Consider the following 11,875-nt stretch of genomic DNA (forward strand, 5'->3'; position numbering starts at 1 on the left):
TGCTGTCGTTTCATGAAACAGGGGGCGACAGCACCCCATCCTTTCAAGCACAATGACCAGCGTTCGCATCGTACTTGCGAAGAAGGATTGGAAAGACCATGCAAAAGATTGAAGCAATCATCCAGCCGGGCAAGCTTGACGCTGTTAAGGAAGCGCTCATTGAAGCCGGCATCGAAGGCATCACTATCCTGGAAGCCCGCGGCCACGGCCGTCAGAAGGGCCACACCGAGTTCTACCGCGGCCGTGAATACGCGGTCGATCTACTACCCAAGATCAAGCTCGAAACCGTCGTTTCCGACGAACTCGCAGAAAAAGCCGTGAACGCGATTATCGGCGCAGCTCAGACAGGTTCCATCGGCGACGGCAAGATCTTCATCACCCGTGTTGACGACGCAATTCGTATCCGCAACGAAGACCGCGGCGAAAACGCACTGTAAGCCTCAATACAAGAAACAACGCAGCGGTCGCAGATATCATCTGCGACCGCTGCGTTGTCTTTTCGGTTTGTGCATTAGCCGCTCCCCTCCCACAGAAGTCTTATTTTGATGACTAGCTCAGTCGCCCACTCGCTGCTATTGTGAAATTCATGACCAGCGCAGAGTCCGCACGCCTCGCCTATCAGGGACGCATGGCAGCGCTGAAGGCTGCCTTCGCCGACCGCGCCGAATCCGGCGTTGGATTGATACGCGCACGCGCCTCTGCCGCAGACGATTTGGTTAACGTTCTCTGGCACCAGCATGCGCAGGAACTCGGCACAGGCATTGCAGCCCTCGCGGTTGGTGGCTACGGACGCCAGGAGCTCTTCCCTGCCTCTGACCTTGATCTGTTGTTCGTCGTCGCCGACGCGGACAAGGAAAAGTCTGCAAAGCCTGTTATTCGCCAGATCAATCAGGCGCTGTGGGACACCGGCATCCGCGTCTCTGCCACGACGCGTGTGCTCGCAGAATGCGATAACTATGACCCGGAAAACGCAGAGTTCACACTCTCTCTGCTCGACGCACGCTCGATCGCTGGCGACACAGCGCTCACGGCTAAGCTGCTGGACGACTGCATTCCAAAGCTGCTCGAACGCGAGCGCCGCAACCTGTCACAGCGGCTCCTCGAACTCACACAGGAGCGCCACGCGCGCTACGGCAACACTCTCTTCCATCTGGAGCCCAACATCAAGGAATGCCCCGGCGGACTGCGCGATGCGAACGTCTGTGGTTGGTTAGCCAAACTAACCAACGCGCAGCCGACATCCTCGCTTGAGTTCCGCGAAGCCTTCGCCTTCCTCTCTTCCATCCGCTGCTTCCTTCACATTCGCTCCAACCGCGACAGCAACGCGCTCGACTGGAAAACACAGGATGCAGCGGCAGCTGAAGGCATCGGCGTGCCCAACGGCCCTCCGCGCGATGCTGCCCACTGGATGCAGCTTTACTTCCGTCACGCGCGCGTCATTGCAAGGCAGTTGGAACAACAAGCCGACGCAATGCCCCGCGCCCGCTCCATCCTGAAGCAGACCCGCGACTTTCTCACCCGTCGCCCTGTTACAGACAACCTTGGCATGCGCGTAGAACGTGGCCGGATCGTGCTGGACGCAGCGACTCCCGACTATGATCCGGCAGCCGATTCCGATGTAATGATGCGTGCCTTCCAATCCGTTGCGGAAACGGGCACGCGCCTTAGCAGCACCGCCGAGCAACGCCTGGAAGAAGCCTTGCCGCTTCTCTCCTCACAACTCGACGAGGGCGCCGCACTCTGGCTCAAACTCCGCCTCATCTTCCTCGGCGAACACGCTGGCCTTGCGCTACGTTCCATGCACGCGCTCGGCATCCTTGAGCTGCTCATCCCTGAGTTCCACGGCATTGACGCGCTCGTTATTCGGGACGCCTACCATCGCTACACCGTCGACGAACACACCTTCGTCCTTATCGACACACTGCACGGCCTGCCCGCGCCGGAGCAGTCGCCCATGGCGGAATGGAAGAAGCGCTTCGCAGTCATCCTGCACGATCTGCAACATCCAGACTTGCTCTATCTCGCGTCACTGCTGCATGACACCGGCAAAGGCCGCTCCACCGGTGAGCATGCCACCGAAAGCATGCGTCTTGCGCAAAGTGTTGTCAGTCGCCTTGAGATGGACGAGTTTGAATCCGGGCTTGTCCTCGGCCTCATTCAGAATCATCTCGATATGTCGTCTGCCCTGCGCCGTGACATCTTCGACGCAGAAACCATCCGCACGTTCGCAGAAAAAGTACAGACACCCGAAGAGCTGCGCATGATCACGCTCTTCACCTATGCAGATATTCAGGCTGTTCACCCGGACGCACTCACACCCTGGAAGGCCGAAAACTTGTGGCGGCTTTACATCGCCACATCCAACTTCCTTGATCGCAACATCGACGACGAGCGATTCGATTCGCGCGTCTCCAGCGAACTTGTCCGTCGCATTACGCAGTTGCTTCCCGGTGAGAGCCGTGAGGTTCTCCAGTTTGTGGAAGGCTTCCCGCAGCGCTATCTGCGCACGCGCAGCCCGGAACAAATTCGCACGCACTACACCATGAGCAAGCGCCTCACAGACGACGCCGTGCAGGTCGACTTCCACTGGACGTCTGCGCACAGCGACATCACGCTCGTCACACCAGATCGCCAATTACTCTTTGCACGCATCGCTGGCGTTCTAGCCGCATGGGGTATGAACATCATTACGGCAGACGCGTTCTCAAACGCGCACGGAATCGTCGTGGACAGCTTCCGCTTCACCGATAGCTTCCGCACACTTGAGATGAACCCTGGCGAACGCGATCACCTTATCCGCGATCTGCACGATGCCATTGCCGATCCCGCAGTTGCCGAAAAGATGATTGCGAACCGCAAGCGTTCGCGTCGCCGCACACCGCTCGTGGAGGTAGCGACCTCTGTCGAGTTCGACACGGAATCCTCAACACACTCAACGATCCTGCAAGTCGTCGCACAGGATCTTGCCGGACTGCTCTATGCCATCAGCACCACGCTGGGTGAAGCACGGTGCAGCATCGAAGTAGCCGTCATCGACACCGAAGGCGACACCGCGATCGACGTCTTCTACCTCACGCAGGACGACGCTCCTTTAGAACTTGATGACCTGCCGGCACTGAAACAGAAGCTGCTCGCAGCCATCGAATCTAACGCCGCCTAACATCCTCAAAAAATGCGTTTCGGCGCGCGCAACGCAAGCGGTGCTCACAGGTTTCTTCCCCGAATCAAGCTGTCTGAAGCTCAGCTTCTCTGACAGAACGCTCGCACTCCTGCGATACTGTCGCACATCCGTTGATACAGGAGACGAACAGATGTCAGAGTCTTTGCCCCCCATCGATAGCTCGCGCCGCGACTTCCTCCGGCTCGGCACCGCCACCACGGTGGGTCTTGCCCTTGCTGCACAGATGCACGCTGCGCCCGTCACCAATGCGCAAACAATGATCAACGTCCCGTTTGCAAAGAGCAACGCGCGCATCGCCATTGTTGGCCTTGGAGGCCGCGGCACATCGCTGCTGAAAAACCTCGTCGCCACGGATGCACAGATCGTTGCGCTTTGCGACATCGTGGAAAGCAAGGTTCGTGCCGCGCAGCAGATTGCCAGCAAGGCAGGCAAAGGCACGCCAGAAATCTTCTACGGCAATGACCACAGCTACGAAAAACTGATGAAGCGCACGGACATCGACCTGGTCATCGTTTCCACTTCATGGGTCTGGCACGCGCCCATCAGCATCGCCGCCATGGAAAGCGGCAAGCACGCTGCCATGGAAGTTCCCGGTGTCACCACCATCGAAGACTGCTGGAAGGTCATCGACACCTCCGAGCGCACGCGGCGCCACTGCATGATCCTTGAGAACTGCTGTTACGGCTATAACGAAACGCTCATCCTGCGCATGGCGCACGCGGGCGCGCTCGGTGAGTTGCTCTACGGTGAAGGCGCGTATCTGCATGACCTCCGCGAAATTCTCTTCGCCAACGAGGGTGAAGGCCTGTGGCGTCGCGAAGACCACACAAAGCGTGACGGCAACCTGTACCCCACGCATGGTCTCGGACCCATCGCCAACTGCATGCAGGTGCAGCGCGGCGACCGCTTCCACCACTTGGTCAGCATGAGCACCATGCAACGTGGCCTCGAACTTTATCGCAAAGAACACATCCCCTCGAACGATCCCAAGTGGAAAGAGAAGTATGTCTGCGGCGACATGAACGTCTCCATGGTCAAGACGGAAAAGGGACGCACCATCACCGTGAAGCACGATGTGGTGAACCCGCGCCCGTACAGCCGCGTGAACATGCTCACAGGAACCAAGGGTCTGTTCGAAGACTATCCACCACGCATCTACGTGGAAGGCCAAAAAGGTGGCGAAGCCTACGGCACACTCGACGCATGGAAGCAGTACGAACATCCGCTCTGGAGCAAAGAAGGCGACGCCGCCCGCAAATCCGGTGGCCACGGTGGTATGGACTACATCATGCTCTACCGCCTGGTGCAATGTCTGAAGCAGGGCCTCGCACCAGACATGGATGTTTACGATTGCGCGGCGTGGGGCTGCATCTATCCGCTCAGCGTGCAGTCTGTCGCACGCGGCAGCGCGCCGGTCGACGTGCCTGACTTCACGCGAGGCAAGTGGCAGGTACGTACCGCCTCACAAATCGCCACATCCGCGTAACGTCAGCACGTTTCAACAAAATCAACTCCGCGCCGGTGACCCCAAAGTTGGGGTCACTTCGTAGCGGTAAAGATTTTCTTGGGATACATGGCGTGCACGCCCACATTCCCGTCGACAAGTTGGGTGATATCCAGATCGACAGCAACGCTCGCAAGCATGTAAGCGTCTTCCGGCTTCATCCCTTTTGTCTCCACCAGGAAATCGATCATGTCACGCAGTGCGTGTTCCGTGGCTTCCTTCAGGTCCGGGCTGAATCCCATCGTGATGTAGTAATCGGGCGTTTCAGCGCGCGGCCATTTCAGCGTCTGTTTTTTGTGCACTACAAATCGGAAGGTGCCTGTCAGGTAGGTTTCCAACGCAGTGATGTCCACTTCGCCGTTTCCCTGCGCAGCGTGTCCATCTCCCGCCTCAAACAACGCGCCTTTAGCCGCAACAGGAATATACAGAGTGGTGCCAGCCACCAGCTCCTTGTTGTCCATATTGCCTGCATGCGCAAAAGGTGGGGCAGAGTCGATCTTCCCACCCGATGGTGCAACGCCCATGCTCCCAAAGAACGGATGAAGCGGAATATCGATGCCAGAAGCAAAGTGTCCAATCATTTTTTCGCGATCGAGCGGGATGATGCGGCTGCGGCTAAAGGGAAATTCCATGGGAAGAAAGCCGCGGTGCAGACTAAACCCGTTGCACGCGAAGTTTGTATCAAGGTTGATCTTCAGAATCTGGACTTCAAGCACATCTCCCGGTTCAGCCTCAGCAATCGCAACTGGCCCAGTGAGAATATGGCCTCCTGGGCCACGGTCCTTCACCTCTTTGTAAATGGCGTCCGTATACGGTGGAATATCCTCCGGCTTCACACCGCCGCGTTCCATGCGTTCCCGCGGCCCGCAGGTGGAGAGCGTCTGCATCGTGACCGTGTCTCCGCTGTGTACAGTGAGCGCCGGCTTCGCCATACCGGAGTAATAGCCCCACGCCACGGTGTCCGGCTTGGCCTCAAGCGTGTAGGACGACTGCGCCATTCCACAAGTAGCAACGCTGAACAGAACAGCGGTAGCAGCAAGAAAACGCTTCATAGGAGATCTTCCTTCAAGGCGAGAGATGAACTGTTTGGGATGAGCTGCACCCAGTATCAGGGCAGTTCACCAGAAAGACCAGACGATGTATTCCGCCGCGATGCAGCGCGCAAGAAGGCCGTCACCAAGTACACTCAACCCGCAGCCGCAAACGGCAGCTCGAAGACGGGTAAACCGCCAGGTATTCAGCAGGAGAAGCAATTCATGAAGTTCGTCGCCGCATCGTTACTTGCAATCACATGCCTCGCCACTCCTGCCCAATCCACCTTTATCAACACACTCATGCCGCAGCCGCAGCACATCACGGTGGCGAATGGCCGTCTCCTACTCACAGACAGCTTCCGCATCGAGACTGGCGCCTCGCACAATCCCATCCTGCAACGAGCCACTGAACGTCTACTGCAGCGCCTGCAAGCCAAGACCGCACTCCAACTCACCTCAGGCGCAGGCACGCCAACGCTTCACATCACGGTGGATGACAGTACGGCAACACGCCCCGTCTTCGGCCAGGACGAAAGCTACTCGCTGAAAGTGGAAGCCAACGGCATCCAGCTCCACGCCAAGACCATCTTCGGCGCCATGTACGGCATGGAGACACTCTTCCAACTCCTTCAAGGCAGCGGCAAAGACTTCTTCTTTCCCACTGCCACCATTGACGATGCGCCGCGCTTCCCGTGGCGTGGCCTCATGATCGATCCCGGCCGTCACTTCCTTTCCGTCGACACCGTTCTACGCACCATCGACGGCATGGCCGCGACCAAGCTCAACGTACTCCACTGGCACCTGACGGAAGATCAGGGCTTCCGCATTGAGAGCAAGCGATTCCCCAAGCTGCATCAACTCGGTTCTAACGGCCAGTACTACACGCAGGAACAGATCAAGCAAGTCATTGCCTACGCCACCGACCGTGGCATCCGCGTACTGCCAGAGTTCGACATGCCCGGTCACACCACAACGTGGATGGTTGCTTATCCCGAATTGGGCAGCCGCAAGTCCGGCGCAACCTACACCATCGCTGACAGCAATGGTGTGAAAGATCCTGTCTTTGACCCGACGAAGGAATCCACCTATAAGTTCCTCGACGCCTACTTCGCGGAGATGACTGCGCTCTTCCCTGACGAGTACATGCACATCGGCGGTGACGAGAACAACGGCAAGGACTGGGGCGCGAACGCCGACATCCAGGCCTACATGAAGGCGCACAACATCCCGTCGGCTGAAGCACTGCAAACCGCCTTCAATCACCGTCTGCAAACCATCGTGACGAAGTACCACAAGAAAATGGTCGGTTGGGACGAGATCCTGCAGCCTGATCTGCCGCCCGATGTCATCATTCAGAACTGGCATGGCCCAGAGTTCCTGATCAATGCCGCCAAACAAGGGCATCAGGGATTCCTGTCGCAGCCGTTCTATCTAGACCACATGCGTTCTGCGGAAGAGGTCTATTCCTACGACCCCATCCCTGCAGGCAGCAACCTCACTCCCGCGCAGGCAAAGCTCGTACTCGGTGGCGAAATCTGCATGTGGGGCGAGCAGGTGGACGACCTCGCCATTGACTCGCGAATCTGGCCGCGCGGTGCCGTTATTGCGGAACGCTTCTGGTCCCCTGCCACCACACGCGACGTAGCCGACATGTACCGCCGCCTCGGCCCCATGCAGCTTCGTCTCGACGCTCTCGGCTTGCAAAACATAAGCGGCCCACAGCGCGGTCTCCGCCAACTCGCAGGACCGAATCCGGCGGAGCAACAGGCGCTCGCCACGTTTGACTCCGTACTGCAACCCGTCGACTTCCACGAGCGCTATGCAGAGCAGCACACCGGCCCGTCGACGCCCTTCGGACGCCTCGTGGACTTCACTGTGCCTGACCCGCCAATGCGCTACGAATTCGGACGCATGGTCAGCAACTACCTTGATCCCGGCACCAACAACCAGCGCGCAGCCGCTTATGCAGAGTTGAAATCGGTTTTACAACAATGGCAGTCCGCCGCCAACACGGTGGATGACATTGCGCAGCACAGCCCACTCGTGGCAGAGGAACAACAGCGTCGCCAGCAGTTCCATCAACTGGCCACGATGGGACTTGAGGCGTTGGAACGTCTGCAATCACGTCGACTCAACGACACTGCGTGGATTGCAACGCAAAAGCAAATCCTTGCCGAGGCAGGCAAGCATACGGAGCTGGTCGACTTCGTCATTCTGAAACCGATGCAACAACTCGTAGACGCCACCCAGCAGTAAAGCAGGATGCAGAACCTACTGTGAGAGCAATGCGGAGATCATCTCCACCCGCTCCTGCGCAATCGAACCACGAAACACAGGGCGACCGGCCCGCCGATACCAATACTCGGCGTTTGACTGGTCGCCTTCTTCGCGATGCAGCAGTGCATGCACCCACGCCGAGTTACGATCTTCGCCTTCCTGCGCTTCCTCATGCGCGGCATTCCAGTTGCCATGCGCGGCGTGCCAAAGCGCTCGCAGTGCATGTCCCTTCACATCGTCCAGCGATCCCGCCACAAACTCATCCACATTCCGCATAGGATGAGAATAGATGCAAGCCGCTGCCAATCCGATCGTCGTCGTGCAAGACCTCACCAAGAGCTACACCACCGGCACCGGCACACTCACCCTCTTCCGTGACCTCAGCTTCACCGTCGCCACCGGAGAAATGCTCGCCATCATCGGCGCAAGCGGCGCAGGCAAATCCACGCTGCTGCACATGCTCGCGGCCATGGACAGTCCCACCTCTGGCGATGTCCTCATTGACGGCACTCCCCTCACCTCGCTCAAGGCCGACGACCAGGCCAATTTCCGCAACCGCACCATCGGCTACGTCTGGCAGGCACACTACCTGCTGCCGGAGTTCACCGCAGAAGAGAATGTAGCCATGCCGCTGCTCGCCCGCGGAAACTCCCAGTCCTCCTCCCGCGAACAAGCCCGCCGCTGGCTGGCGGAAGTGGGACTTGCAGCCCGCGCCTCCCACCGTTCTGGCGAACTTTCCGGCGGCGAGCAGCAACGCGTCTCCCTCGCCCGTGCCCTGGTCACAGAGCCTAAATTGCTGCTGGCCGACGAACCCACCGGCAACCTCGACGCCGCCACCGGCGACACGATCTTCGATCTGCTGAGCCGCCTGCACGCCACCCACGGCACAACCACCGTCATGGTCACGCACAACCACCAGATCGCTGCCCGCTGCGACCGGACCCTGGTCCTTCACGAAGGGCGTCTGATCCCCTCCGAAATGCCTGTCTAGCCGATAATTCGTTCCAGCCAGCGAAGATGCGCGAAGCACGGCCAGAACGGTGCGAGTACTGCACCTTTTTCCCACAGGTTGCGTCCAATAAGGACATTTCAGGAGCAGTGCTTCTCCTGTTATCGTTTTGCCTAAGTTTCAGGGCAGTACGGCGTACCGGCCAGTCGGGTACACTGGATGCACAAAAGATGTGGGAATAACCTCGGCGGCGTGCATTCGGCGGGGTTTGTTCCAGGGGTTCCCGCATCATGGCGCTTTTTGGCGGATGCGGGAACGGGCAGTGAACCAATGGCCTTCTGCGTGGCGGCACGTCACGACGGAGGAGCTAGGGGGAGCATGTTCGAGCGTTATACCGAAAAAGCGCGGCGCGTTATCTTCTTTGCGCGTTACGAAGCAAGCCAGTTCGGCTCACCTTACATTGAGACGGAGCACCTGCTTCTTGGCCTGCTCCGCGAAGACAAGGCGCTGACCAACCGGTTCCTCCGTTCGCACGCATCGGTGGAATCCATTCGTAAACAGATTGAAGGCCACACCACCATTCGCGAGAAGGTGTCGACGTCGGTCGACCTGCCGCTGTCGAATGAGTGCAAGCGCGTCCTCGCCTACGCTGCGGAAGAGGCTGAGCGCCTCTCGCACAAGCACATCGGCACGGAGCACCTGCTCCTCGGTTTGCTGCGCGAAGAGAAGTGCTTCGCCGCGGAAATCCTGATGGAGCGCGGCCTGCGCCTGCCCACCATCCGCGAGGAACTGCAGCGCACCACGCAGGAAAAGCCCACGCCGCAGGCATCGTCCAGCAAGCAGCAGCGCCAGCAGCAGCAGAACGGCGAGCAGTCCATGCTGGCTGAGTTCTCTCGCGATCTGACGCAGGCCGCCATGGACCAGCAGCTTGATCCGCTGGTGGGCCGCGATGGCGAAGTGGAACGCGTCATTCAGATCCTCTGCCGCCGCACGAAGAACAATCCGGTGCTCATCGGCGAACCCGGTGTTGGCAAGACCGCCATCGTCGAAGGCCTGGCGCAGAAGATTGCTGACGGCGAAGTCCCCAGCTTCCTTGCAGACAAGCGCGTCCTGTCGCTGGATCTTTCGCTCATCGTCGCTGGCACCAAGTACCGCGGCCAATTTGAAGAGCGCCTGAAAACCATCATGAAAGAACTGATGGAGAACCAGAACTCCATCGTCTTCATCGACGAACTTCACACCCTCGTCGGCGCGGGCTCGGCCGAAGGCTCGCTCGACGCTGCGAACATCCTCAAGCCCGCACTTTCGCGTGGCGAGATTCAGTGCATCGGCGCGACGACACCTGCGGAATTCCGTAAGAGCATCGAAAAGGATCGCTCGCTGGAACGCCGCTTCCAGGCCGTGAAGGTGCCGCCGCCAAACGAAGAAGATGCCATCAAGATCATCATGGGCATCAAGGAGAAGTACGAGAAGTTCCACGCCGTCACCTACACCGACGACGCGATCACTTACTCCGTCACGCACTCCAATCGTTACATCCCGGACCGCTTCCTTCCGGACAAGGCGATCGACCTCATCGACGAGGCTGGTGCGCGCGTGAAGCTGCGCCAGACCACGCTTCCGGAAGAGCTAACTGAAGTCCAGAAGCGCATCAAGTTCATCGTGCACCGCATGGAAAACGCCATTGCAAACCACGAGTTTGAGAAGGCACGCTTCTACTCTGACGAGGAGCGAAAGGAGCGTGAAAACCTCCGCGCACTCCGCGAACGCTACCACCTCGACGACTCGTCCGCAGGCGTGGTCACCAAGGAAGATATTGAGGACGTCGTCAGCCGCTGGACCGGCGTGCCGATCACTTCACTCAAGGAAGAAGAGCAGCAGAAGCTGCTTCGCGTGGAAGAAGAGCTGCACAAACGCGTTATCTCGCAGGACAAGGCGATCAGTGCCCTCTCCCGCGCGATCCGCCGCTCACGTGCAGGCCTCAAGAACCCCTCGCGCCCCATCGGTTCGTTCCTCTTCCTCGGCCCCACCGGCGTCGGCAAGACGGAGATGGCGCGCACTCTGGCCCAGTTCCTCTTCGGGTCAGACAAGGCGCTCATCCGCTTCGATATGTCGGAGTTCATGGAGAAGCACTCGGTCAGCAAGTTGATCGGTTCGCCTCCGGGATACGTTGGTTACGAGGAGGGCGGTCAGCTCACCGAGCGCGTCAAGCGTCAGCCATACTCCGTCGTCCTGCTCGACGAAGTCGAAAAGGCGCATCCGGATGTCTTCAACCTGCTGCTGCAGGTCTTTGAAGACGGCCACCTGACGGACGGCCTCGGCAACACGGTCGACTTCAAGAACACGATCCTCATCATGACGTCGAACATCGGCGCCAAGCACCTCATGAAGCGTGAGGGCCTCGGCTTCCAGTCGAACAAGAACGAGGTCATGCTGGAGAAGATGGAGGAGATGGTGAAGGGCGAGGTCAAGCGCACCTTCAACCCCGAATTCATCAACCGTCTCGACGAGATCATCGTCTTCACGGCACTCTCTGACAGCGACCTGATGCAGATTCTGGAACTTCTGGTGCAGACCCTAAACACCAATCTGGTGCACAAGGCCATCACCATCAGCGTCAATGACGACGCGAAGAAGTGGATTCTTGACAAGACGCTCACAGACCGCAGCTACGGCGCACGTCCGCTCCGCCGCGCTCTACAGCGTTACATCGAAGACCCGCTGTCGGAGGCGCTCATCGCTGGCCAGATCACCCAGCGCCCATCGTTCCTCGAGGTCTACCTCGATAACAACCAGCTCTTCTATCGTCCTGTGGCCCAGGAAGGCGAAGAGCAGGCTGAAGGCGCAGCACTCGCTATCATGTAGTCCAACATCATCACAAAGACGGAAGGGAGGCCACGTGGCCTCCCTTCTGTCTTTCTCTGGATACA

At 58.9% G+C, this 11,875-nt stretch carries 8 protein-coding genes; 6 read left to right on the forward strand and 2 right to left on the reverse strand.

The features are described from left to right. Positions 1–98: 98 nt before the first annotated feature. From M504_RS04690 to M504_RS04700, 3 genes are all read left to right on the forward strand, one after another. Entirely contained in the window at positions 99–437 is a 339-nt protein-coding gene (locus M504_RS04690; RefSeq protein ID WP_047488552.1) for a P-II family nitrogen regulator, read from the forward strand. A 149-nt stretch (positions 438–586) separates the two neighbouring features. Beyond that, a complete protein-coding gene (locus M504_RS04695; protein WP_047488554.1) occupies positions 587–3,160 on the forward strand; it encodes an HD domain-containing protein in 2,574 nt (857 codons plus the stop codon). A 151-nt stretch (positions 3,161–3,311) separates the two neighbouring features. Next, on the forward strand, positions 3,312–4,667 hold the full coding sequence (locus M504_RS04700; RefSeq protein WP_047488556.1) for a Gfo/Idh/MocA family protein: 1,356 nt from the start codon (positions 3,312–3,314) through the stop codon (positions 4,665–4,667). Positions 4,668–4,720: 53 nt separating this feature from the next. Here M504_RS04700 and M504_RS04705 read toward each other — a convergent pair whose 3' ends face one another. Continuing rightward, a complete protein-coding gene (locus tag M504_RS04705) occupies positions 4,721–5,737 on the reverse strand; it encodes an acetamidase/formamidase family protein (RefSeq protein ID WP_047488559.1) in 1,017 nt (338 codons plus the stop codon). 39 nt (positions 5,738–5,776) lie between these two features. Between M504_RS04705 and M504_RS04710 the strand changes: the two genes are divergently transcribed. Further along, entirely contained in the window at positions 5,777–7,975 is a 2,199-nt protein-coding gene (locus M504_RS04710) for a beta-N-acetylhexosaminidase (RefSeq protein WP_156993522.1), read from the forward strand. Positions 7,976–7,990: 15 nt separating this feature from the next. Here the strand turns inward: M504_RS04710 and M504_RS04715 are convergent, their stop codons facing one another. Beyond that, on the reverse strand, positions 7,991–8,272 hold the full coding sequence (locus M504_RS04715) for a hypothetical protein (protein ID WP_052200407.1): 282 nt from the start codon (positions 8,270–8,272) through the stop codon (positions 7,991–7,993). A gap of 13 nt (positions 8,273–8,285) precedes the next feature. On the opposite strand from M504_RS04715, the gene M504_RS04720 reads away from it, so the two are divergent. After that, positions 8,286–8,987 carry an ABC transporter ATP-binding protein gene (locus M504_RS04720; protein WP_047488561.1) on the forward strand — a complete coding sequence of 234 codons (702 nt, stop codon included), beginning with the start codon at positions 8,286–8,288 and terminating at the stop codon, positions 8,985–8,987. A gap of 336 nt (positions 8,988–9,323) precedes the next feature. Continuing rightward, positions 9,324–11,810, forward strand: a complete 2,487-nt coding sequence (locus M504_RS04725) for an ATP-dependent Clp protease ATP-binding subunit (protein ID WP_047488564.1) — start codon at positions 9,324–9,326, stop codon at positions 11,808–11,810. Positions 11,811–11,875: the final 65 nt, after the last annotated feature.

The organism is Terriglobus sp. TAA 43 (assembly GCF_000800015.1).
Classification (GTDB): Bacteria; Acidobacteriota; Terriglobia; order Terriglobales; family Acidobacteriaceae; genus Terriglobus.

What these genes read in the sequence shown, in the direction of transcription:
- M504_RS04705 (WP_047488559.1), bottom strand. Translation starts at nt 5,737, where the DNA reads ATGAAGCGTTTTCTTGCTGCTACCGCTGTTCTGTTCAGCGTTGCTACT.
- M504_RS04710 (WP_156993522.1), top strand. Translation starts at nt 5,777, where the DNA reads ATGAGCTGCACCCAGTATCAGGGCAGTTCACCAGAAAGACCAGACGAT.
- M504_RS04700 (WP_047488556.1), top strand. Translation starts at nt 3,312, where the DNA reads ATGTCAGAGTCTTTGCCCCCCATCGATAGCTCGCGCCGCGACTTCCTC.
- M504_RS04695 (WP_047488554.1), top strand. Translation starts at nt 587, where the DNA reads ATGACCAGCGCAGAGTCCGCACGCCTCGCCTATCAGGGACGCATGGCA.
- M504_RS04720 (WP_047488561.1), top strand. Translation starts at nt 8,286, where the DNA reads ATGCAAGCCGCTGCCAATCCGATCGTCGTCGTGCAAGACCTCACCAAG.
- M504_RS04725 (WP_047488564.1), top strand. Translation starts at nt 9,324, where the DNA reads ATGTTCGAGCGTTATACCGAAAAAGCGCGGCGCGTTATCTTCTTTGCG.
- M504_RS04690 (WP_047488552.1), top strand. Translation starts at nt 99, where the DNA reads ATGCAAAAGATTGAAGCAATCATCCAGCCGGGCAAGCTTGACGCTGTT.
- M504_RS04715 (WP_052200407.1), bottom strand. Translation starts at nt 8,272, where the DNA reads ATGCGGAATGTGGATGAGTTTGTGGCGGGATCGCTGGACGATGTGAAG.